The organism is Microbacterium sp. zg-Y1090, from assembly GCF_030246945.1.
GTDB classification, from domain to species: domain Bacteria; phylum Actinomycetota; class Actinomycetes; order Actinomycetales; family Microbacteriaceae; genus Microbacterium; species Microbacterium wangruii.
Map to the genome: position 1 here is coordinate 650,769 of NZ_CP126742.1, position 20,858 is coordinate 671,626.

Below are 20,858 nucleotides of genomic sequence, written 5' to 3' on the forward strand. Positions count from 1 at the left end.
GTGGCGATGGACCTTCAGGCGGTGTCGGGGGACGACCCCCGTGAGGTGCTGCGTGCCGTGCGCGCCGCGATCGACGGCGCAGGTCCCGCGCTGGGGCTCGGAATGGTCGACACCGCACCGCGGGAGGTGCCGGCCGGCACCGCGGTGGTCGTCACGACGTCGGGTTCCACCGGCATCCCGAAATCCGTCGTGCTCAGCCGCACCGCGCTGACCGCCGGAGCACGTGCCACCGCGGCGCGCATCGGCGAGGGTGCGTGGCTGCTCGCTCTGCCGGCGTCGTACGTCGCCGGGCTGCAGGTGCTCGTGCGCTCGATCGTCTCGGGGCGCGAGCCGACGATGCTGACGGGTGCGTTCACCCCGCAGGCATTCGCGGCGGCGGCGCGCGACATGGCGTCGGCCACCGGTGCGCGGGAGGTGCCCGCCTACACCTCGCTCGTCCCGGCGCAGTTGACGAAGCTTCTGGATGCCGCGGAGCACGATGCCGCGGTGGGGGACGCGCTGCGGTCGTTCGAGGCGATCCTCGTGGGCGGCCAGTCGCTCCCCGCCGCCGTGTACGACCGTGCCCGCGAGTGCGGCGCGCGCATCGTGCGCACCTACGGGTCCACCGAGACCAGCGGCGGGTGCGTCTACGACGGCGTGCCGCTGGACGGCGTGGAGCTGCGCCTGGTCGACGGCGAGGTGCAGGTGGCCGGCCCGACGCTCGCCGACGGCTACCTCGACGATCCCGAGCGCACCGAGGCGACGTTCGTCCGTGACGGCGACGGGACCCGCTGGTACCGCACCGGCGATGCCGGGGTCATCACCGACGGCGTGCTGGCGGTGCGCGGCCGCCTGGACAACGTGATCATCTCGGGCGGCGTCAACATCTCGCTGGACCGCGTCGAGCAGGTCGTGCGCGGGGTCCCCGGGCTCGCGAATGCCGTCGTCGTCGCTGTCCCCGACGCACGGTGGGGGGAGGCATCTGTCATCGTCTGCGCCCGCGGCAATGCGCTGCGCCGCAGCGATGCCGACCACCTCGCCGCCGCCCGCAGCGCCGTGGCGGACGAGATCGGCGCGCATGCCCGCCCCGTGCGGCTGGTGCTGCTGGACGAGGTCGCGACGCTCGCCAGCGGCAAGCCCGATCGTGAGGCGATCCGCCAGGCGGTGCGACAGACGCCGCACTGACGCGGCCGGGCGCGTGGCGGGGAGTGTCCCGGCACGGCCTAAACTGACTGGTCGTGGCCGCACCCTCCCGTAAGAAGAAGCGCACCCCGTCGGCATCCGCCCGCAAGACGCGCGGCAACCCGCAGCGGTCGCAGGCGCCGCAGGCGCCCGCCCGCGTCGAGCCCGCGACGCTCGGCGACTGGATCGGAGCCGCCCGGCTGCGCACACTGCCGCTGGCGGTGACGCCCGTGCTCATCGGCACCGGCGCCGCGCTGGTCGTCGAGCCGGCGTTCCACTGGGCGCTCGCCCTGGCCTGCCTCGTGGTGGCGGTCGCACTGCAGATCGGCGTCAACTTCGCCAACGACTACAGCGACGGCATCCGGGGCACCGACGACCACCGCGTCGGCCCGGCGCGCCTCACCGCCTCACGCAAGGCCCGGCCGCGCACCGTGCTGATCGTGGCCCTCGCGTTCTTCGCCGTCGCCGCGATCGCCGGAATCGCGATCGTGATCCGCACCCAGCACTGGTGGATGCTCGCGATCGGCGCGGTCTGCATCATCGCGGCCTGGTTCTACACCGGCGGCAAGCGGCCCTATGGCTATGCCGGCCTCGGTGAGCTCTTCGTCTTCGTCTTCTTCGGGCTCGTCGCCACCGTCGGCACCACGTTCGTGCAGGTCGGCGTCGTGCCGCAGGAGGCGTGGTTCGGCGCGGTGGGCGCGGGTCTGCTGGCCTGCGCGGTGCTGCTGGCGAACAACCTGCGCGACATCGACCAGGACCGTCTGGCCGGCAAGCGCACCCTCACGGTGCGCATCGGCAAGCGCGCCACTCAGGCGCTGTTCACACTGTTCCTGCTGATCCCGTTCGCCATCGCGGCGTACCTGGCGCTGTTCTACCCGATCGCCTGGCTGACGCTGCTGGCACTGATCCCGGCCGCCGCGGCGATCCTCATCGTGTGGACCTACCGCGCCCCGCGGGAGCTGGTCGTCGCCCTGGGCGTCACGTCGCTGACGTCGGTGGCGTACGGCGCGCTGCTGCTGTGGGCCTTCGCGGGCTGAGTCAGCGTGCGGCGGGACCGGCCGTGGTGCCGGGGCCGGCAGCGTCGGTGTCGTCGCCGGTAGATCTGCTCACGGCGTCGTTCGCGGCATCCTCCGCGTCGGCATCCAGGTGCTCGGTGCGCCGCGCACGGCGGTCGGCCAGGCCCGCCGTGACGTCGTCCAGCGGCGCGCGCAGGAACAGCAGCGACAGGCTCAGCCCGATCAGCGCGGCGAAGATCGCCGAGAGCCAGTAGAACTCCCGCATGATCGGAAACAGCATCATGATGCCGAACGGCACCAGGAACGCCAACAGTCGCAGCACCGAGTAGACGATCACGGAGCGTGCTTTCACACCCGCCATCCTACGCGGCATGACGAGGGCGGCCCGGTTCCACTCCTCTGGGCGCCCGCTCAGCCCAGCGCGCCTAGGATGGAACGCGTGGCGCGTATCCTGCTCATCGTTGCGCTGCTGTTGATCCTGTTCTGGGTCTACAGCATCGTCGACTGCGCCGTTCAGCACCCCAGCCGGCACCGTGGCGTCAGCAAGCCGGTGTGGATCCTGATCGTGGCGCTGCTGCCGGTGCTCGGTGGCGTGCTCTGGTTCGCGGTGGGCCGCACTCGTTCCTCGGCGATGCCGCGGCCGAAGGCGCCGGATGACGACCCCGAGTTCCTCGGCCGCATCGGCGACATCCGCGACACGGATGAGCGCATCCGCCGCATCGAGGAGGAGCTGAAGGCCCTCGACTCGGAGGACGACGATCCGCACTGGGGCAACCCCCCGCCGCCGCGCCCGACCGACGCATGAGCGCAGGGGAGCGGTCCCCGGCCACGGATGCCGCCGCCGCGCTGCTGGGCCGACTCGTCGAACGCGGCGTGCGCGACATCGTGCTCAGCCCGGGCTCGCGCTCGCAGGCGCTCGCGCTGATCGCCGCCGAACTCGAAAGCCGCGGCGTGGTGCGGCTGCACGTGCGCATCGACGAACGGGTCGCCGGGTTCACCGCTCTGGGCCTCGGCCGTGAGTCGGGCGTTCCCGCTGCGGTGATCTGCACCTCCGGCACCGCCGCCGCCAATCTGCTGCCGGCCGCCCTCGAGGCGCACCACGCGGGCGTTCCGCTGCTGCTGCTCACCGCCGATCGTCCCCCGGAGCTCCGCGGCGTCGGCGCGAACCAGACCACCCGCCAGCCCGGCATGTTCTCCGCCGCGGTGCGGCGCGAGGCCGACCTTCCGGTGCCCGACCGCATCGACGCCGACGGCACCGACGAGCAGTCGGCGATGCTGCGCGCCGTCGCGGACGACGCGTTCGAGGCGAGCCTGGGCTACGGGGCGCTGCCGCGCGGACCGGTGCATCTGAACCTTCCGTGCCGGGAGCCGCTGGCCGGGACCCTGCCCCCGTGGCTCATCGCGGCCGCGGCCGTCGACCCCACCGCTGCGGACGATCCGTCCGGCGCGCCGGACGCCGCCCCGATCCCTGCCTCCGGGGACGATTCGGGCGCGCTGTACCAGGGCGGTGGCGGCATCGGACGGGCGGATGTGCCCGCCGCCGACGACGCACCGGTCGTGCTGGAGCCGGGCCCGCGCACCCTCGTGATCGCCGGTGCCGACGCCGGGCCCGCCGCAGAGGAGCTCGCCCACCGCGGCGGGTGGCCGCTCGTGGCCGAGATCGTCAGCGGCGCGCGGTTCGGCCGTCAGCTCGTGCACGGCTATCGCGGGCTGCTGCGCGATCCGCGCCTGGGCGGTCGCGTGCAGCGTGCCGTCGTCTTCGGCCACCCCACCCTCAGCCGCGAGGTCGTCGCCCTGCTCTCGCGCGACGACGTCGAGGTCATCGCCGTCCGCGGCCCGGGGGAGCCCCTCAACCTCAACGGAGCGACCGTGGCCGCCGCCGCGGTGACGGTCTCCGCCAGGGACGCCGACCCGCAGTGGCTGCCGGAGTGGATGCGGGCCTCGCGGGACGCCGCGGTCGATCTCGCCCCGCCCGCGCCCGACGCGGTCGGCCTCGCCTCGGCCTCGCCCGCCGCGCGACTCGGTGCGATCGCCGCCGAGCTGCAGGCCATCAGGGCGCCACTGGACCGCGAGGCGCTCGTCGACGCGGTGTGGCGCGCCACGTGGCCGCACGACCGCCTGGTGTTCGGGTCCTCGCGCCTCGTGCGCGTCGCCGATGCGGTGCTCGGCGGCAAGAAGGTGCCCGTCCACGCCAACCGTGGCCTCGCGGGCATCGACGGCACGATCGCGACGGCCACGGGCATCGCCCTGGCCTCGCAGGTGATCGGCGCGCCGGGCGTCACCCGCGTGCTCATGGGCGACCTCACGTTCCTCCACGACGTCGGGGCGCTGCTGCTCCCGCCGCATGAGGAGGAGCCCCGCCTGCAGGTGATCGTCGGCAACGACGGGGGCGGAACGATCTTCGACGGGCTCGAGGTGGCCGCCGTCGCACAGGCCTCGGCCATGGAACGGGTGCTGTACACCCCGCAGACCGCGCGGCTGGAGCAGCTGGCCACCGCCTATGGCTGGGAGTACCAGCGGGTCACGACGCGGGCGGCGCTCGACCAGGCGCTCACCTCGCCTGTCGGCGGACGCCAGCTCATCGAAGTGCCGCTGCCGCGGTGAGCGCCGGGCGCTGAGGGTTCGGCGCACGAACCCGGTGCCGCGGGCTCCGGCATCCGCCATGATGACTGCATGACCGCGAGAAGTCAGTCCAATGTCACCGTCGACCTGATCGAGACGCTGCGGGTGCGGGAGGGGTTCCGCCTCGCCGACGTCGACAGCCGTGCGACACCCGGGTACGGCAAGGACAAGGCCAAGGCCGCGGAGGATCTCGTCGCCGGAGCGCATGAGTTCGACGAGCTGCAGGAGCGCCTCTACGCCCAGAGTCGCGAGGATCCGACCAAGCCCTCGGTGCTGCTGGTGCTGCAGGCGATGGACACCGCAGGCAAGGGCGGCATCGTGCGGCACGTCATCGGTGCGACGGACCCGCAGGGCATCCACCTGAAGGCGTTCAAGAAGCCGACGGCGGAGGAGCTCGCCCACGACTTCCTCTGGCGCATCGAGAAGCACGTGCCCCACCCCGGTTACATCGGCGTCTTCGACCGCTCGCACTACGAGGATGTGCTGATCGGCCGGGTGCGCGAGCTCGCGCCGCCGGAGGAGATCGAGCGCCGATACGGGGCGATCAACGACTTCGAGCGGCGCATCTCCGACGCCGGCACCACCATCGTGAAGGTGATGCTGCACATCTCCCCGGCTGAGCAGAAGGAGCGCCTGATGCAGCGCCTGGAGCGGCCGGAGAAGCACTGGAAGTACAACCCCGGCGACATCGATGAACGCCTTCTCTGGCCGCAGTACATGGATGCCTACCAGACGGTGTTCGACCGCACCTCCACCGACGTCGCGCCCTGGTACGTCGTCCCCGCCGGTCGCAAGTGGTACGCGCGCATCGCGGTGCAGCACCTGCTGCTGGCGACGCTGGAACGCCTCGACCCGCAGTGGCCGCCGGCCACCTTCGACGTCGAGGCGGAGAAGCGACGCCTCGAGGCCACATGACGCTCCGTCCGGCAGGGCGGGCCGTGCGTGGCGGACGCTACGCCAGCGCGTCCACGATCGGCCGGAACTTCACCCGCGTCTCGATGAGCTCGGTCTCGGGGTCGCTGCCGGGCACGATGCCGGCGCCGGCGTAGGCGGTCACAGCGATCGGCGCCGCCTCGTCGGCGGGAAGGTCGAACTGCGCGCAGCGCAGCGCGATCGCCCACTCGCCGTCGCCGTGCGCGTCGATCCAGCCGACGGGCCCGGCGTACCGGCCGCGGTCGAAGGGCTCCAGGCGCCGGATGACCTCGATCGCCGCGGCGGTCGGGGTGCCCGCCACGGCGGCGGTGGGGTGCAGCGCGCCGACGAGGTCCAGCGCCGAGGCCACGCCGCCGAGCTCGCCCTCGACGTCGGTGGCCAGGTGCCAGACGTTGGGCAGCTTGAGGGTGAACGGCGCCTCGCCGGCGACGAGCGCCCGGGTGTAGGGGCGCAGTGACGACAGCACGCTCTGCACCGCGAACTCGTGCTCGTCGAGATCCTTGCCGCTCGAGGCGAGCGCGGACGCCGCGGCCGTGTCGGCGTCGGCGTCGGCGCCGCGGGGGGTGGTGCCGGCGAGCACGCGGGCGGTCACAGTGCCCCCGTGCACGGTGACGAGGGTCTCCGGACTCGCGCCGATGATCCCGTCCACGGCGAAGGTCCAGGTGTCGGGGTAGTCGGATGCCAGCGCACGCGCGAGCCGGCGAAGATCCGAACCGGCCGGGGCGGTGCCGCGCAGGTCGCGCGCGAGCACCACCTTGCCCACCTCGCCCGCGGCGATGGCGTCCAGCCCGGCGCGCACGGAAGCGAGGTATCCCTCGGCGGACTGCTCGCCCGGCCCGAGCGTGCCGGCCCAGTGCCCGCCGTACGGCGTCTCGTGCGGCTCCAGGGGTCCCTCGCCGGCGGGGTCGATGGTGGTCACCCAGCCTCGTCCCCCGCGGCGGCCCACGATGACGCGCGGCACGTGCAGCTCGCCCGCCCGGCGCGATCGGGTGTCGAACGTCAGCGCGCCGAACGCCACGAGCCCGGTGCCGGGAAGACCCACCGGGTCGTCGATGTCGGCGGCGGCGGCCAGAGCGGTCCACTGCCGCGAGAGCTCGCCCGCGGCATCCCCGTCGGCGACCGTGAACGTGTGGGCCGCGCCCCAGCCGACCATGCCGTCGCCGCGGCGCATCCACGCGGTCGGGCGGGTCGGGGAGGTGAAGGTCAGCAGGTCTTCGACGTGGTCCGTCTCGCGGGTCCGGACGACGAGATGCGGAAGGGACACAGACACGCCTTCCAGCCTAGACTCGCGAAGATGACCGTCGCCCCCGAGCCGCCGCGTCGTCCCGCGCCCGGCACCCGCCTGTCATTCCGCTGGCGCAAATGGGACGGCGGGGTGCACTGGGTGCACGAGTGCGTCTATCTCGGCAGCGACCGGTGGGGCGACTGGGTCGGTCAGCGACCGGGCGATCGCAGCGTACGGCCGGGGCGCGATGTCATCGCCCAGCACCCGAACGTCAGTCTGATCCCGCCCGACGGTGACTGGGTGCTGACCATGAACGCGCCGCCGCACCGCACCCGGATCTACATCGACCTGGCCTGGGACGCCGGCTGGCAGGACGGCGAGCCCGTGGGCGTCGACATGGACCTCGACGTCGTCGACCATGTCGGCACCGGCGTCTACGTCGACGACCGCGACGAATGGGAGGAGCACCGCGTGGCATACGGGTACCCCCTCGACGTGGTGGAGCGGCTCGAGGACGTCGCCGTGACGCTCGAGGCGCGGGTGCGCGCGCACGAGGCGCCGTTCGACGACGCGACGGCGGCGCACTGGTTCACCCGTCTCGCCGCGCTCGCTGCGGACGCGCGCGCCGCCAGCGGGGCTGCCGCCGACGCGGACGACCCTGACGCCGCGCCGTAGGATCGAATGGTGACTTCCGAACCGCTGCGCGCCGACCTCGGCAAGGACCCTGCTCGTGTGAGCGGCATGTTCGACGAGGTCGCCCCCGCGTACGACCGCACCAATACGGCGCTGAGCCTCGGCAACGACAAGCTGTGGCGTGTCGCCACCACCCGCGCCGTCGCCCCTCGGCCCGGTCAGCGCATCCTCGATCTCGCCGCCGGCACCGGCGCGAGCTCGGTTGCGCTCGCCGCGAGCGGCGCCGAGGTGGTCGCGGCCGACTTCTCGCCCGGCATGATCGCCGAGGGGCGACGCCGTCACGGTGCGGTGCCGAACCTCTCCTTCGTCGAGGCCGACGCCACCGCGCTGCCCTTCGCCGACGACACCTTCGATGCCGTGACGATCTCGTTCGGCCTGCGCAACGTCGCCGACCCGCAGAAGGCGCTCGCCGAGATGCTGCGCGTCACCGCGCCGGGCGGTCGCATCGTGGTGTGCGAGTTCTCGCACCCGCGCTCGCCCGCGTTCGCCGGTCTCTACCGCTTCTACAACGACCGCGTCCTCCCGGTCATCGCGCGGGCCCTCAGCTCGAACGCCGCCGCGTACGACTATCTCAACGAGTCGATCCGCGACTGGCCCGACCAGACGACCCTGAGCGCCTGGATGCGGCAGGCAGGCTGGGCGGACGTCGCCCACCGCGACCTCACGTTCGGCATCGTCGCCCTGCACCGGGCTCGCAAACCCCTGACCACTCCCTGAGCGGCGGCATCCCCCCTGCCTGACCCCGGTAGGCTGGAGAGCGTGACTGCAAGCCACCCTGCGCCGGGCATGCGCCTGTCGAACCGCCTCGGCCTCACCGAGAGGGTGTTCGCCGGACCCCGCGCGCGGAAGCTGCTCACCCGCGTGGAGGACGGCCTCGACCGCGTCGAGGCGAACCTCGCCGCCGAGCTGCGGGTCGCCGACACCCTCGCCGACGCCACCAGCCGTTACCTGTACGAGGCGGGCGGCAAGCGCGTGCGGCCCATGCTGACCCTGCTGACCTCACAGCTCGGCGACGGCATCACCGACGACGTCATCACCGGCGCCACGGCGCTGGAGCTCACCCACCTCGGCTCGCTGTACCACGACGACGTCATGGACGGGGCGGACGTGCGCCGCGGCGTCCCCAGCGCCCAGACGGTGTGGGGCAACAACGTCGCGATCCTCACCGGCGACCTGCTGTTCTCCCGCGCCAGCCAGCTGATGGCGCGACTGGGGGAGCGGGCCATCCGCATGCAGGCCGACACGTTCGAGCGCCTCGTGCTCGGCCAGATGCACGAGACCGTCGGGCCGCGCGCCGACGAGGAGCCCGTGGCGTTCTACCTGCAGGTGCTCGCCGACAAGACCGGGTCGCTGATCGCGGCATCCGCGCAGGCCGGCGTCGCGTTCAGCGACGGGCCGCGCGAGTACGAGGAGCCGTTGGTGACCTTCGGCGAGAAGGCGGGCGTCGCCTTCCAGCTGCTCGACGACGTCATCGACCTCTCCGCCGACCCCGACGAGACGGGCAAGGTGCCCGGCACCGACCTGCGCGCGGGGGTGCCGACCATGCCCTACCTGCTGCTCGGCCAGCGCACCGATGCCGCGTCGCAGGCGCTGCACCGTGAGATCGACGAGGGCGTCGCGGCCATCGCCGAGGGCGCCGACCCGGCCGTGCTCGACCGTCCGCTCGCGCGGCTGCGCGACCACGAGGCCACTGCCGCGACCCGCGACCTGGCGGGCGACTGGTCGGATGCCGCGATCGCCGCGCTGGACCCCCTCCCCGACGGTGCGGTGCGCGAGGGCCTCACCCGCTTCGCGCGCGCCGTCGCCGACCGCTCCAGCTGACGGCACCCGACACGCTGCGACGGGACCGGCAGGTGCCGGCCGTCGATCACGAAAGGACATCATGACCAAGTTGCGACTCGCGATCGTGGGCGCCGGCCCCGCAGGGATCTACGCCGCCGACATCCTGCTCAAGGCCGAGCGCCGCTTCGACGTCTCGATCGACCTGTTCGAGCAGCTTCCCGCCCCCTACGGCCTGGTGCGCTACGGCGTCGCGCCCGACCACCCGCGCATCAAGGGCATCGTCACGGCGCTGCGCGGCGTGCTCGACAGCGGCGACATCCGCTTGTTCGGCAACGTGCGCTTCGGTGAGGACATCACCCTCGACGACCTCAAGCGTCACTACAACGCGGTCATCTTCGCCACCGGCGCCATCCGCGACACCGCGCTGGACATCCCCGGCATCGACGCCGAGGGCTCGTTCGGCGCGGCCGACTTCGTCAGCTGGTTCGACGGTCACCCCGACGTGCCGCGCACGTGGCCGCTCGAGGCCGAGTCGATCGCGGTCATCGGCAACGGCAACGTGGCCCTCGATGTCACGCGCATGCTGGTCAAGCACCCCGACGATCTGCTCCCCACCGAGATCCCCGACAACGTCTACGAGGGCCTGAAGGCCTCGCCCGTCACCGACGTGCACGTGTTCGGCCGCCGCGGTCCCGCACAGGTGAAGTTCACTCCCCTCGAGCTGCGCGAGCTCGGTGAGCTGCGCGACGTCGACATGGTGGTCTACGACGAGGACTTCGACTACGACGAGGCGTCCCGCGCCGCGGTCGCCAGCAACAAGCAGGTCATGGTCATCGACCGCGTGCTGCAGTCGTGGCGTCAGCGTCCGTCGGCGAACAACGCCGGCGGCGAGGCATCGCGCCGGCTGCATCTGCACTTCTGGGCACGTCCGGTCGAGGTGAAGAAGGATGCCGAGGGCCGGGTCACCGCCTTCGTCTACGAGCGCACGCGTCCCGACGGTCAGGGCGGCGTCGAGGGCACGGGGGAGCTGCGCGAGATCGCCGTGCAGGCGCTGTACCGGGCCGTCGGCTACTTCGGGTCGCCGCTGCCGGGCGTGCCGTTCGACAAGCGCCATGGCGTCATCCCCAACCAGGAGGGGCAGGTGCTGCACAAGGACTCCAACGAGCGGGTCCCCGGCGTCTACGCCACCGGCTGGATCAAGCGCGGCCCCGTCGGCCTCATCGGCCACACCAAGTCGGACGCCATGGAGACGGTGAGCCACATCATCAATGACCAGGGCTCGTGGTGGACGCCCGAGGACCCCTCGGAAGAAGCGATCCCCGAGCTGCTGGCATCCCGTGGGGTGCGGTGGACCGACCTGGAGGGCTGGCACCGTCTCGACGAGTACGAGGTCGCCCTGGGCGCCGCACGCGAGCGTGCCCGCGTGAAGGTGGTCTCGCGCGAGGAGATGATCGCCGTCTCACGCGGCGAGTAGCGCGCGGGCGCGGGGCGCCGCGATGGCCAGGACGACGGCCGTGGTGATCGCGATCTGCCCGGCGACCATCAGCGCGGGCCCGAATGGCGTGGCATCCGCGCCCGACGTCATGAAGGTGTCGGCCAGGCCCATGCCCATGGTGAACGACGCCATCCACTGGGTCGTGGCGATCAGCCCGAGCATCGCGCACCCGATCACGATCCCCGAAGCATAGGGGGATGGCATTCCGCGAGCGTGGACGAGCATCGCCACCCCGCGCCACCGGCCGCCGCCCCCGTAGGCTGGCCGCATGCCCGAGCAGTGGATCACCGACATCCTCGGAGCGCCGTTCGAGAGCCTCACCTTGCCCCTGGGCGAGGACGACGAGGGGCCGGTCGTCGCGACACTCGTGCGCAGCCTGCCCTCGTTGACCGCGCGCCTGACCCAGCCCCTGCGCGACGTCGACGTGCTCTACGTGCACGGCTGGTCGGACTACTTCTTCCAGACGGAGCTGGCCCGGTTCTGGAACCACCTCGGGGCGCGGTTCTACGCGCTGGACCTGCGCAAGTACGGGCGCAGCCTGCGCGAGGGGCAGACGCCCGGCTACATCACCAACCTCGACGAATACGGAGCCGACATCGGCGCGGCGCTCGCGGTCATGGGCCACCCGCCGGACGCCGCGTCGGGGCGGCGGCTGGTGCTGATGGGGCACTCCACCGGCGGATTGACCCTGACCCTGTGGGCCGCCCGGCACGAGGGTCGCGCGGCAGCGCTCGTGCTCAACAGTCCGTGGCTGGAGCTGCAGCTGGGCGCGATCGGGCGCCAGGCCATCGCGCCACTGGTCCAGGTGCGGGCGCGGATGGACCCCCTCGGCGCGCACCCGGTGGTCGACCTCGGGTTCTACACGCGCGCGCAGACCGAGCTGGGGTCGCTGCCCGCGGACCCGCCACGCGCCCTGTGGCGACCGGACCGGGGGTTTCCGACCCACCCTGGATGGCTCGCCGCCATCCTCGACGGGCACCGGCGGGTGGCGGCGGGGCTCGACGTGGGGTGTCCCGCCCTGGTGATGCTGGCGGAGCGGTCGTCGAATCCCATGGTGTGGTCGCAGCACATGACCTCCACCGACTCGGTGCTGATCGTCGACGACATCGCCAAGGCCGCCACCCGCCTCGGGCGGCGCGTCAGCGTGGAGCGCATCAGGGGCGGCATCCACGACCTCTTCCTCTCCAGCGCCGATCCCCGGGCCGAGGCCTACGCGGCCCTGCAGCACTGGCTCACCCGCGGCGCGCTGCGGTGAGCGGTTCCGTACGCTGGAGTCATGGACGCGACGACGGGATGCCGCAGCGGCGGGGAGGCCTGAGATGAGCGGGGATCTGCTGCTCAACATCGCCCTCGTCATCCTCTTCGTGCTGATCGGCGGGGTGTTCGCGGCGACCGAGATGGCGCTGGTCACACTGCGCGAGAGTCAGCTGAACGCGATCGCGCTGCGCGGGCCGCGCGGACAGAAGGTCGCCGAGCTGGCACGCAACCCGAACACGTTCCTCTCGGCCGTGCAGATCGGTGTGACGGTCGCCGGTTTCGCCTCGGCGGCGTTCGGCGCCTCGTCGATCGCACCCTCGGTCGCGCCGCTGTTCGTCTCCTGGGGGTGGTCCGAGTCGACCGCGACGCTCGTCGCCACCATCCTGCTGACCCTCGCGATCGCCTACCTGTCGCTGGTGCTGGGGGAGCTCGTGCCCAAGCGGCTGGCCATCCAGCGCAATGCGCAGTTCGCCTACGGTGTCGCGCCGCTCGTGAACGGCTTCGCGCGGCTCATGCGCCCGGTGATCTGGCTGCTGTCGGTGTCGACGAACTTCATGGTGCGACTGCTCGGGGGCGACCCGGACAAGACGGCGGAGGGCCTCAGCGACGAGGAGCTGCGCGACATCGTGTCGAGCCACGAGGGCCTTCCCGAGGACGAGCGGCGCATCCTCGACGACGTGCTGTCGATCCGCCACCGTCACCTGAGCGAGGTCATGCGCCCCCGGCCCGAGGTGGTCACGCTGGACCTCGACAACACCGTCTCCTCCGCGGCAGCGCGGGTGCGCGACCTGCCATTCTCGCGGTACCCGGTGCTGGATCAGTCGATCGACGACATCACCGGGTTCGTGCACGTGCGGGACGTGCTCGAAGCGGCCGCGACCGACGCCGAAGCCCCGCTGGCCGGCATCCTCCGTCCCATCCGCTATCTGCCCTCCACCGCGCGGGTGCTTCCCACCCTCACCGGCATGCGCGCCGAGAACGACCAGATCGCCGTCGTCGTGGACGAATACGGCGGCACCGACGGCATCGTGACCCTCGAAGACCTCGTGGAGGAAGTCGTGGGGGAGATCTTCGACGAGTACGACACCGAGGTGGCGCCCGCGCAGCTCGCCGCCCACGGCGGGCTCGTGGACGGCCGGCTGAACCTGCAGGACTTCGAGGAGGCCACCGGCATCAGTCTGCCCCGCGGGGCGTCCGACACCGTCGCCGGCTTCGTCGTCGAGCAGCTCGGCAGGCTGGCGGTCGTCGGGGACAAGGTGGAGGTGCCCGGTGCGACGATCCAGGTCGCCGAGATCGACCGACGCCGCATCTCGCGGGTGCTCGTGACGCCGCACGGGGCCGGGGAGACGGTCGTGGCGACCGACGCCGACTGAGCGCCTCGGTGGACGAGGGGCGCGCAGATCGACCGTGGTCATTGTGCCGACGGGGTGTCGGTAAGGTGGGGGCATGGAGATTCTGAAGAACGTCATCCTCGCCATTCACATCATCGGCGTGGCCGCTCTGCTCGGAGGCGTCCTCTACCAGATGGGATCCGCCCGTCGCGGTACCCCCCGAGTGCTGCCCGCCATGATGCACGGCGCCTGGACGATGCTCGTGACCGGCGTGATCCTCGTCGGTCTGCAGTACCCGATCGGCAACGAGCCGAACAACGTCAAGATCAGCGTCAAGCTGGTCGTCCTGATCGCGATCATCGTCATCGCGCTGATCAACCGCAAGAAGGAGCAGGTCGCTTCGTGGGTGCTGCCCACGATCGGTCTGCTCACCGTCGTGAACATCCTGCTTGCGACGGTCTGGAAGTAGCCCCTCGCCGGGCTTGCCGGCATCCGCATGACGCCCGTCCCGCTCGCCGGGGCGGGCGTCATGCGGATGCGGGTACGCGCTGATCTTCCTCCCAGCTTTTGGTGACAGACTGTCGGCATGATGTCGACGGACCGTCGATAACCCCCGAGAACGGAATCCTTCATGTTCCTCGCCTTGCGCGAACTGAAATTCGCCCGTGGCCGCTTCGCTTTGATGGGGGTCGTCATCGCCCTCATCTCCCTGCTCGTCGTGCTGCTGTCCGGCCTGTCGTCGGGACTGGTCAACGACGGCGTGTCCGGCCTCAAATCGATGCCCGCGACCGCGTTCGCCTTCGACGGCGGCACCAAGAAGGACAACGCCTTCAGCCGCTCCGTCGTCGACGGTGACCAGCTGGCCGCCTGGCAGGACGCCGAGGGCATCGCCGAAGCCGAGCCGATGGGCGTCAACATCGTCAACGGTGTGACCGACGACGGCACCCAGATCGACCTGACGCTGTTCGGCGTCGAGCCCGACGGGTTCCTGGCGCCTCCGGTGTCTTCCGGTGACGGGATCGCCACTCCCGGTGGCATCGTCGTCTCGGAGCCGATGAAGGATGAGGGCGTCGAGATCGGCACCGTCGTGACGCTCGACCGCCTCGACCTCGAGCTCACCGTGGTGGGGTTCACCGAGGGTCAGGCCACCTTCGGCCACGTCGACGTCGCCTACCTGCCGCTGGACACCTGGAAGCTCATGGCCGCCGGTGCCACTCAGCCCGGTGCGCCCACGCAGGCGCAGATCGCCGAACTGGACTTCCCGTTCTCGAGCGTCGTCGCACTGAAGGCCGCCGACGGGGCGAAGCCCGATTACGCCGCCATCGACGCGGACGCCGATACGACCACGATGACGCTGACCGAGTCGTTCAACGCCTCGCCCGGCTACGAGGCCGAGACGCTGACGCTCAGCATGATCCAGTTCTTCCTGTATGCCATCTCCGCGCTCGTCGTGGGTGCGTTCTTCACCGTCTGGACCATCCAGCGCAGCCACGACCTCGCGGTCCTGCGCGCCGTCGGAGCATCCAGCCGCTACCTGCTGCGTGACAGCCTGATGCAGGCTGCCATCCTCCTCGTCGGCTTCACCGCCCTCGGTGTGGCCGCCGGCGTCGGCCTGGGTGCGCTCATGCCCGCCGCCATGCCCTTCGACCTCGAAGCGGCACCGATCGCCCTGGCATCCGGCCTGACGATCCTGCTCGGACTCATCGGCGCCGGCGTCGCGGTGCTGCGCATCGTCCGAATCGACCCGCTCCGAGCCCTGGGAGGCCAGCGATGAGCACCGACAACACCCCCGCCCTCGACATCAGCAACGCCGTGCTCGAGCTCGGCGACGGCGACTCGCGCGTGCGTGCCCTCGATGACGTGTCGCTGACCGTCATGCCTGGCGAGTTCCTCGCCATCGTCGGTCCCTCGGGCTCCGGCAAGTCGTCGCTGCTGGCGATCGCCGGCGCGCTGGCACACCCCGACAGCGGCACCGTGCGCGTGCACGGCACCGATCTGGCGACGCTCTCCAAGCGCACCCGCGCACGGTTCCGTCTGCGCAACATCGGGTTCGTCTTCCAGTCCGGCAACCTGCTGCCCGCCCTCACGGCCGCGGACCAGCTGCGCCTCGCCGGGCGCCTGGCGGGCAACCGCCACGTCGACCCGGCGCCCGTGCTGGAGTCGGTGGGCATGAGCCACCGCGCCGGTCACCGTCCCGGGGAGCTCTCCGGCGGCGAGCGTCAGCGTGTCGGCATCGCCCGTGCGCTGGTGAACCAGCCCACCCTGCTGCTGGTCGATGAGCCCACTGCGGCCCTCGACCGCCGCCGCAGCCACGAAGTGGTCCAGCTGCTCGCCGACCGGGCGCACGACGCCGGCGTCGCCGTGGTCATGGTCACCCACGACCGCGATGTGCTGGAGCACTGCGACCGCGTGCTCGAGATGGTCGACGGTCGCCTGGGAGTTCCCGCCACGGTCTGAGCCATCGCCCCCGTCGCCCGCGGCAGCTTCGGCTGTCGCGGGCGACGTGCTCCTTCTCCCGAACATTGCAGCCGCCGCGCCGCTCCGTGCGAGGGCTGCCGATGAGGACGATAATTGCCGGATGCCCAAGATCACTGCGCCCACGGTCGCCGAGCACCGCGCCTCGCAGCGCGCCGCTCTCGTGCGCGCGGGTGAGGCGCTGCTGCAGGAGGCCGGTCTCGCCGGGGTGACCCCGGGGAGCGTCTCCGAGCGCGCCGGCATGTCGCGCTCGAGCTTCTACGACTATTTCCCGTCCAAGGACGACCTGCTCGTCGCGATCGCGATCGATGCGATCGAGCGGTGGGACGCCGACATCGAGCGCACGCTCGACGGCGTCGATCGCGGCCTGCCCGAGCTGCGCGCCTTCGTCGACGCCACGATGCGGATGACCGCCGACGGCCGTCACGCGATCGCCGGGGCGTTGCGCGACGCGAAGCTCTCCCCGAGCCGGTTCGAAGACCTCATGACGCTGCACGACGCGCTCATGCGTCCGCTGACCCGGGTGCTGGCGGATCTCGGTCTGTCGGCATCCCGGTCGACTGTCGCCCTGGTGCAGGGTGTGCTGGGCGCGGGCGTGCAGCTCGTGTCGCACGGCGTCGATCCGCAGGTCGCCGCCGACGACGTGTACGGGCTGCTGACCCGCGGCATCATCACCGCCTGACGGCAGCCTGCGCGCTGCGGCGACGCGGGTGCCAGCGTGCCATGTTCGCCGTGCCGCGCCGTGCCGCGCCGCCGTGCCGGACGCGCGGTGCCGCGCTGCCGTGCCGCGCTGCCGTGCCGGACGCGCGGTGCCGCGCCGAGCGCGTGCACAACGTCGCTGATCCGCGCCGCCCACCACGCTGATCGTGGCCGTCGCGGTCCGCGCGCGCCGTATCGGCGACGTTATGCACGCAGGCTCGCCGCGATCTGTGCTCGGCGTCAGCGCTCGCAGGCGTACCCGTCGCCGTCGCGGTCGAGGCCGTAGACGTCCGATCCCACGACCCGCGCAACACCGTCGAAGTAGGCGGGACCGTCCCCGGTTCCCCAGGCGCAGTCGACATCGCTCGCGATCGGAACGCACGCGTCGGCATAGTTCGGGTCGCAGCTGGGTGCGGGCGGGGGAGGAGGTGCGACGTAGGTCCCGATCGACGTCACGTGGGTGACGGGCTCGGCGGTCACGACGTCCGAGATCAGTTCCCGCTCGATCTCCACACCATCGAGCTCCGTCACGCGGTATGTGAGGGTGCGTTCGCCGTCGCGCCCCTCCGTCGTCACAACCGTCTGTCCCTGCGCGAGCGCGCCATCCTCGACCGTGGTGGACGAAAACGCGATCGGCTCGGTGGCGACCACCTCACGGAACGTCGGTGTGGGCGTCGGCGTGGGTGTGGGCGTCGGCGTGGGCGTCGATGTCGGGGTCGGGGCGGCGGTCGCCTCGGCCAACGCCGGGCGAGACGACTCCGACGAGCTCGCCGCCCGCTCGGTGCCGCCGTCGCCGGAGGACATCGCCGACGAGATGCCGCTGCTGACGAACAGCAGGACAGCCGCGAGCAGGGTGGCGCTCAGGGCCCATCCGCGGGAACGGAAGCGCAACCAAGTCGGCGAGTTGCGGACGAGTGCCACGATGCCGGTGATCATCACGGTCAGTGCGATCACGGCCACGAGCGGAGCGAGGAAGACCAGCAGCAGGATTCCGATGACCCCTGCAACGACCCAGCCCCAGACCGGAAGGCGGAAACGGGGTCCGAGTACAGAGGGCAGCGGTGGCGGCGGCAGCGTGCCCACCGCTGGGGCAGCGTAAGTCTGCTCCGTCCATACGGCGCCGTTCCACCATCGCTGCTGAGCCGGCTCTGAAGGATCGGCGTACCATCCCGCCGGCGGCGCGCTCACCGACGTGCTTCCGACGTGCGCATGACGAATGTACGAGCGCTGAACCCCATTGTTTTCTCCCCAGTGCGACGCGCCCTTCCCCAACGAAACATGAGAGCGCGCTAATAACCTACATCGACCGGCTCACGCACGGGCGGGTCTTTTCGCGCGGCGACGCGAGCACAACGTCGCCAATCCGTGCACCACGGTGCGATATGGCGGGGCGACCGCGCCCGGCACACGACGGATCAGCGACGTTGTGCACGGGCGGGCACCGGCACCGAGCCCGCGACCCCCGTCCCGGCGACCCTGCGCGCGGGATCCCGCCGCCCGGCCCCCGCGCCCCACCCCGGACGTAGCCTGGAAGCATGAGCCTCGCGCCCGAGACCACCGTCGACCTGGGCTCGCGCTTCGCCCGCGAGTTCCCGGAGCTGTCCACGCCGTGGTCCGCGGCGGACTTTCCCGACGCCCGTCTGCTGGTCCTGAACGCCCCGCTCGCCGTCGAACTGGGACTCGACCCCGAGGCCCTCCGCGCAGCCGACGGCGTCGCCTTCCTCACCGGAAACCGTGTGCCCGCGTCCGCCGCCCCGGTCGCGCAGGCCTACGCCGGTCACCAGTTCGGCGGCTACTCTCCCGTGCTCGGTGACGGGCGCGCGCTGCTGCTCGGCGAACTCACCGCCCGTGACGGCGCCCTGCGCGATCTGCACCTCAAGGGGTCCGGCCCCACTCCCTTCGCCCGCGGCGGCGACGGGCTGGCCGCCGTCGGCCCGATGCTGCGGGAGTACGTGATCAGCGAGGCCATGCACGCGCTGGGAGTGCCGACCACCCGCGCGCTCGCCGTCAGCGCGACCGGCCTCGGCGTGCAACGCGAGACGATGCTCCCCGGCGCCGTGCTCACCCGCGTCGCCGCGAGCCACGTGCGGGTGGGAACGTTCCAGTTCGCGGCTTCCACCGGCGAAGTCGACCTCGTGCGCCGGCTCGTCGCCCACGCCCTCGAGCGCCACTACCCGGAGCGCGTCGGTGCCGAGAACCCGTCGGTGGCGCTGCTCGAAGCCGTCATCGACGCCCAAGCCTCGCTCATCGCGAAATGGATGCTGCTCGGCTTCGTCCACGGCGTGATGAACACCGACAACATGACGATCTCGGGGGAGACGATCGACTACGGCCCGTGCGCCTTCATGGATGCCTTCGACCCGGCATCCGTCTTCAGCTCCATCGATCTGCAAGGCCGCTATGCCTTCGGCCGGCAGCCGCTCATCGCCGAGTGGAACCTCACCCGCTTCGCCGAGGCGCTGCTGCCCACGCTCGATGACGACGAAGACCGGGCGATCGAGCTGGCGCAGAACGCGCTCGGGCGCTTCCGCGACGCGTACAACGCGGCATGGTTCGGCGGGATGCTGGCCAAGCTCGGCATCCGGGCCGACGCCGACGACGCGGTCACGACGGCCCTGCTGACCGACCTCGTCAGCCTGCTGCAGATCGGTCGTGTCGACTACACGGGCTTCTTCCGGCGCCTCGGTCAGGCCGCGCGCGGCGACGAGGCTCCCGCCCGCGCGCTGTTCGCCGACCCGGGGCCGTTCGACATCTGGGGCGCCCGGTGGCGGGCGCTGAACCCCGACGCGGATGCCATGGACGCGGTGAACCCGGCGTACATCCCGCGCAACCACCTCGTGGAGGAAGCGCTGGCGGCGGCCACCGAGGGCGACGTCACCCTGGTCGAGCGGCTGGTCGAGGTCGTAGGCTCACCGTACGTCGAGCGGACCGGGGCTGAGCGCTATGCGGAGCCCGCGCCGGAGGCGTTCGGCCCGTACCGCACCTTCTGCGGCACCTGACCGGATCGACGCGCGCACGTCGAGAGGGGCGGCCCATGCCGGAGACCACCTGTCACATCTCGATGTCCCTCGACGGCTTCGTCGCGGGGCCGGACCAGAGCCTCGACGATCCGCTCGGAAGGCGCGGACTCGAGCTGCACCGCTGGCACCTGGGAGATCCGCGCGCCACGGAGGCCGATGCCCTCGCCTCCGCCTGGGTGGGACGCCCCCGGGGCGCTTACGTGATGGGCCGCAACATGTTCGGCCCGATCCGCGGCGCCTGGGATGGTGACTGGCGCGGGTGGTGGGGACCTGAGCCGCCGTACCACGCACCCGTGTTCGTGCTCACCCACTACGCCCGCGACCCGATCGAGATGGAAGGCGGAACCACCTTCCACTTCGTCACCCGAGGCTTCGACGATGCCTACGCGCGCGCGGTGGAGACCGCCGGCGATGACGGCATCCACATCGCGGGCGGTGCCTCCACCGTGCGCCAGGCGCTCGCCGCCGACCGGGTCGACGAGATCACCCTCGACATCGCGCCCGTGCTGCTCGGCTCGGGGGAGCGCATCTTCGACGGCAGGGAGACGTTCGACTACGAGCCCGTGGAGGTGCTGCACTCGCCCCTGGCGACGCACATCCGCTACCGCCGCGCCTGAGCGCGCACGGGATGCCGGGTGCGGCGGCGGGTCAGCGGTAGTTGATGAACTGCAGGTCGACGTCGAGGTCGGCCGCCTTCAGCAGGCGCTGCACCTCCTGCAGGTCGTCGCGGCTCTTGGACTGCACGCGCAGCTCGTCGCCCTGGATCTGCGACTTGACCGACTTGGGGCCCTCGTCGCGGATCATCTTGCTGATCTTCTTCGCGTTCTCGGAGGAAATGCCCTCCTTGAGCGTGGAGACGATGCGGTACTCGCGACCGCTGGCGACGGGGTCACCCGACTCCAGGCTCTTCAGCGAGATGCCGCGTTTGATGAGCTTCGACTGGAACACGTCGAGCACGGCCTTCGCGCGCTCTTCGCTGTTCGCCTTGATGAGGATCGACTCGCCGCTCCACTCGATCGACGAGTCGGTGCCCTTGAAGTCGTAGCGCTGCTCGACCTCTTTGCGCGCCTGGTTGAGAGCGTTGTCCGCCTCCTGGCGGTCGATCTTCGAGACGATGTCGAACGAGGAATCAGCCATGGCGTGAGTCTA

General features: G+C 71.6%; 22 protein-coding genes and 1 pseudogene. 17 read left to right on the top strand and 6 right to left on the bottom strand.

The genetic code is table 11. The annotated features are described in order from the left end of the window. The first annotated feature begins 6 nt into the window (after positions 1-6). Both QNO26_RS02950 and QNO26_RS02955 read left to right on the top strand, forming a co-directional pair. Positions 7-1,164 carry an AMP-binding protein gene (locus QNO26_RS02950; RefSeq protein WP_257526104.1) on the top strand — a complete coding sequence of 386 codons (1,158 nt, stop codon included), beginning with the start codon at positions 7-9 and terminating at the stop codon, positions 1,162-1,164. A gap of 53 nt (positions 1,165-1,217) precedes the next feature. Further along, positions 1,218-2,198, top strand: coding sequence for a 1,4-dihydroxy-2-naphthoate polyprenyltransferase (locus QNO26_RS02955; protein WP_257526103.1), 981 nt, complete (start codon positions 1,218-1,220; stop codon positions 2,196-2,198). 1 nt (position 2,199) lies between these two features. Here QNO26_RS02955 and QNO26_RS02960 read toward each other — a convergent pair whose 3' ends face one another. Continuing rightward, a complete protein-coding gene (locus QNO26_RS02960) occupies positions 2,200-2,529 on the bottom strand; it encodes a DUF4229 domain-containing protein (RefSeq protein WP_257526102.1) in 330 nt (109 codons plus the stop codon). An 87-nt stretch (positions 2,530-2,616) separates the two neighbouring features. Here QNO26_RS02960 and QNO26_RS02965 point away from each other — a divergent pair, with 87 nt between their 5' ends. From QNO26_RS02965 to QNO26_RS02975, 3 genes are all read left to right on the top strand, one after another. Then, on the top strand, positions 2,617-2,982 hold the full coding sequence (locus QNO26_RS02965; protein ID WP_257526100.1) for a PLD nuclease N-terminal domain-containing protein: 366 nt from the start codon (positions 2,617-2,619) through the stop codon (positions 2,980-2,982). Continuing rightward, positions 2,979-4,781 (top strand): 2-succinyl-5-enolpyruvyl-6-hydroxy-3-cyclohexene-1-carboxylic-acid synthase, encoded by a 1,803-nt coding sequence (gene menD / locus QNO26_RS02970; RefSeq protein WP_257526099.1) that lies wholly within the window; start codon positions 2,979-2,981, stop codon positions 4,779-4,781. The genes QNO26_RS02965 and menD overlap by 4 nt, the downstream gene beginning before the upstream one ends. A gap of 69 nt (positions 4,782-4,850) precedes the next feature. After that, entirely contained in the window at positions 4,851-5,714 is an 864-nt protein-coding gene (locus tag QNO26_RS02975) for a polyphosphate kinase 2 family protein (RefSeq protein WP_257526098.1), read from the top strand. Between the two features lie 37 nt (positions 5,715-5,751). On the opposite strand, the gene QNO26_RS02980 is transcribed toward QNO26_RS02975, so the two are convergent. Continuing rightward, positions 5,752-7,011 (bottom strand): isochorismate synthase, encoded by a 1,260-nt coding sequence (locus QNO26_RS02980; RefSeq protein ID WP_257526330.1) that lies wholly within the window; start codon positions 7,009-7,011, stop codon positions 5,752-5,754. A gap of 15 nt (positions 7,012-7,026) precedes the next feature. On the opposite strand from QNO26_RS02980, the gene QNO26_RS02985 reads away from it, so the two are divergent. From QNO26_RS02985 to QNO26_RS03000, 4 genes are all read left to right on the top strand, one after another. Then, positions 7,027-7,632 (top strand): DUF402 domain-containing protein, encoded by a 606-nt coding sequence (locus QNO26_RS02985; protein WP_257526097.1) that lies wholly within the window; start codon positions 7,027-7,029, stop codon positions 7,630-7,632. 66 nt (positions 7,633-7,698) lie between these two features. Continuing rightward, positions 7,699-8,367 carry a bifunctional demethylmenaquinone methyltransferase/2-methoxy-6-polyprenyl-1,4-benzoquinol methylase UbiE gene (gene ubiE / locus QNO26_RS02990; RefSeq protein ID WP_374679345.1) on the top strand — a complete coding sequence of 223 codons (669 nt, stop codon included), beginning with the start codon at positions 7,699-7,701 and terminating at the stop codon, positions 8,365-8,367. A gap of 69 nt (positions 8,368-8,436) precedes the next feature. After that, positions 8,437-9,471 carry a polyprenyl synthetase family protein gene (locus QNO26_RS02995; protein WP_257526329.1) on the top strand — a complete coding sequence of 345 codons (1,035 nt, stop codon included), beginning with the start codon at positions 8,437-8,439 and terminating at the stop codon, positions 9,469-9,471. A 61-nt stretch (positions 9,472-9,532) separates the two neighbouring features. Then, positions 9,533-10,906, top strand: coding sequence for an FAD-dependent oxidoreductase (locus QNO26_RS03000; protein WP_257526095.1), 1,374 nt, complete (start codon positions 9,533-9,535; stop codon positions 10,904-10,906). On the opposite strand, the gene QNO26_RS03005 is transcribed toward QNO26_RS03000, so the two are convergent. Then, the gene (locus QNO26_RS03005) at positions 10,892-11,131 is read right to left on the bottom strand and encodes a hypothetical protein (protein ID WP_257526094.1); all 240 of its coding nucleotides are present in this window, start codon (positions 11,129-11,131) and stop codon (positions 10,892-10,894) included. The genes QNO26_RS03000 and QNO26_RS03005 overlap by 15 nt on opposite strands. Positions 11,132-11,195: 64 nt before the next feature. Between QNO26_RS03005 and QNO26_RS03010 the strand changes: the two genes are divergently transcribed. The 6 genes from QNO26_RS03010 to QNO26_RS03035 all read left to right on the top strand — a co-directional run bounded on the left by QNO26_RS03010 (position 11,196) and on the right by QNO26_RS03035 (position 16,672). After that, positions 11,196-12,182 (top strand): alpha/beta hydrolase, encoded by a 987-nt coding sequence (locus tag QNO26_RS03010; protein ID WP_257526093.1) that lies wholly within the window; start codon positions 11,196-11,198, stop codon positions 12,180-12,182. A gap of 64 nt (positions 12,183-12,246) precedes the next feature. Continuing rightward, positions 12,247-13,557, top strand: coding sequence for a hemolysin family protein (locus QNO26_RS03015; RefSeq protein WP_257526091.1), 1,311 nt, complete (start codon positions 12,247-12,249; stop codon positions 13,555-13,557). Positions 13,558-13,630: 73 nt separating this feature from the next. Further along, on the top strand, positions 13,631-13,984 hold the full coding sequence (locus QNO26_RS03020; protein ID WP_257526090.1) for a hypothetical protein: 354 nt from the start codon (positions 13,631-13,633) through the stop codon (positions 13,982-13,984). Positions 13,985-14,146: 162 nt separating this feature from the next. Beyond that, entirely contained in the window at positions 14,147-15,289 is a 1,143-nt protein-coding gene (locus QNO26_RS03025; protein WP_257526089.1) for an ABC transporter permease, read from the top strand. Further along, complete coding sequence (locus tag QNO26_RS03030; RefSeq protein ID WP_257526088.1) at positions 15,286-15,972, top strand: ABC transporter ATP-binding protein; 687 nt, start codon at positions 15,286-15,288, stop codon at positions 15,970-15,972. The genes QNO26_RS03025 and QNO26_RS03030 overlap by 4 nt, the downstream gene beginning before the upstream one ends. A 121-nt stretch (positions 15,973-16,093) precedes the next feature. Continuing rightward, on the top strand, positions 16,094-16,672 hold the full coding sequence (locus QNO26_RS03035; protein WP_257526087.1) for a TetR/AcrR family transcriptional regulator: 579 nt from the start codon (positions 16,094-16,096) through the stop codon (positions 16,670-16,672). A gap of 257 nt (positions 16,673-16,929) precedes the next feature. Here QNO26_RS03035 and QNO26_RS03040 read toward each other — a convergent pair whose 3' ends face one another. Both QNO26_RS03040 and QNO26_RS14440 read right to left on the bottom strand, forming a co-directional pair. Further along, positions 16,930-17,772, bottom strand: coding sequence for a G5 domain-containing protein (locus tag QNO26_RS03040; protein ID WP_257526086.1), 843 nt, complete (start codon positions 17,770-17,772; stop codon positions 16,930-16,932). Between the two features lie 12 nt (positions 17,773-17,784). Continuing rightward, a pseudogene (locus QNO26_RS14440) lies at positions 17,785-17,877 on the bottom strand (DUF2510 domain-containing protein); the annotation flags it as partial. 347 nt (positions 17,878-18,224) lie between these two features. On the opposite strand from QNO26_RS14440, the gene QNO26_RS03045 reads away from it, so the two are divergent. Together QNO26_RS03045 and QNO26_RS03050 are read left to right on the top strand one after the other, a co-directional pair. After that, positions 18,225-19,688 (top strand): protein adenylyltransferase SelO, encoded by a 1,464-nt coding sequence (locus QNO26_RS03045; RefSeq protein ID WP_257526085.1) that lies wholly within the window; start codon positions 18,225-18,227, stop codon positions 19,686-19,688. Between the two features lie 35 nt (positions 19,689-19,723). Next, positions 19,724-20,326 carry a dihydrofolate reductase family protein gene (locus tag QNO26_RS03050; protein WP_257526084.1) on the top strand — a complete coding sequence of 201 codons (603 nt, stop codon included), beginning with the start codon at positions 19,724-19,726 and terminating at the stop codon, positions 20,324-20,326. 31 nt (positions 20,327-20,357) lie between these two features. On the opposite strand, the gene QNO26_RS03055 is transcribed toward QNO26_RS03050, so the two are convergent. Then, on the bottom strand, positions 20,358-20,846 hold the full coding sequence (locus QNO26_RS03055) for a YajQ family cyclic di-GMP-binding protein (protein WP_257526083.1): 489 nt from the start codon (positions 20,844-20,846) through the stop codon (positions 20,358-20,360). Positions 20,847-20,858: the final 12 nt, after the last annotated feature.

Coding starts and splice junctions, on each gene's coding strand:
- QNO26_RS03055 (WP_257526083.1), bottom strand. CDS start 20,846: ATGGCTGATTCCTCGTTCGACATCGTCTCGAAGATCGACCGCCAGGAG.
- QNO26_RS03030 (WP_257526088.1), top strand. CDS start 15,286: ATGAGCACCGACAACACCCCCGCCCTCGACATCAGCAACGCCGTGCTC.
- QNO26_RS02950 (WP_257526104.1), top strand. CDS start 7: ATGGACCTTCAGGCGGTGTCGGGGGACGACCCCCGTGAGGTGCTGCGT.
- QNO26_RS03005 (WP_257526094.1), bottom strand. CDS start 11,131: ATGCCATCCCCCTATGCTTCGGGGATCGTGATCGGGTGCGCGATGCTC.
- ubiE (WP_374679345.1), top strand. CDS start 7,699: ATGTTCGACGAGGTCGCCCCCGCGTACGACCGCACCAATACGGCGCTG.
- menD (WP_257526099.1), top strand. CDS start 2,979: ATGAGCGCAGGGGAGCGGTCCCCGGCCACGGATGCCGCCGCCGCGCTG.
- QNO26_RS03025 (WP_257526089.1), top strand. CDS start 14,147: ATGTTCCTCGCCTTGCGCGAACTGAAATTCGCCCGTGGCCGCTTCGCT.
- QNO26_RS03035 (WP_257526087.1), top strand. CDS start 16,094: ATGCCCAAGATCACTGCGCCCACGGTCGCCGAGCACCGCGCCTCGCAG.
- QNO26_RS02995 (WP_257526329.1), top strand. CDS start 8,437: ATGCGCCTGTCGAACCGCCTCGGCCTCACCGAGAGGGTGTTCGCCGGA.
- QNO26_RS02975 (WP_257526098.1), top strand. CDS start 4,851: ATGACCGCGAGAAGTCAGTCCAATGTCACCGTCGACCTGATCGAGACG.
- QNO26_RS03015 (WP_257526091.1), top strand. CDS start 12,247: ATGAGCGGGGATCTGCTGCTCAACATCGCCCTCGTCATCCTCTTCGTG.
- QNO26_RS03010 (WP_257526093.1), top strand. CDS start 11,196: ATGCCCGAGCAGTGGATCACCGACATCCTCGGAGCGCCGTTCGAGAGC.
- QNO26_RS03020 (WP_257526090.1), top strand. CDS start 13,631: ATGGAGATTCTGAAGAACGTCATCCTCGCCATTCACATCATCGGCGTG.
- QNO26_RS03045 (WP_257526085.1), top strand. CDS start 18,225: ATGAGCCTCGCGCCCGAGACCACCGTCGACCTGGGCTCGCGCTTCGCC.
- QNO26_RS03050 (WP_257526084.1), top strand. CDS start 19,724: ATGCCGGAGACCACCTGTCACATCTCGATGTCCCTCGACGGCTTCGTC.
- QNO26_RS02985 (WP_257526097.1), top strand. CDS start 7,027: ATGACCGTCGCCCCCGAGCCGCCGCGTCGTCCCGCGCCCGGCACCCGC.
- QNO26_RS03000 (WP_257526095.1), top strand. CDS start 9,533: ATGACCAAGTTGCGACTCGCGATCGTGGGCGCCGGCCCCGCAGGGATC.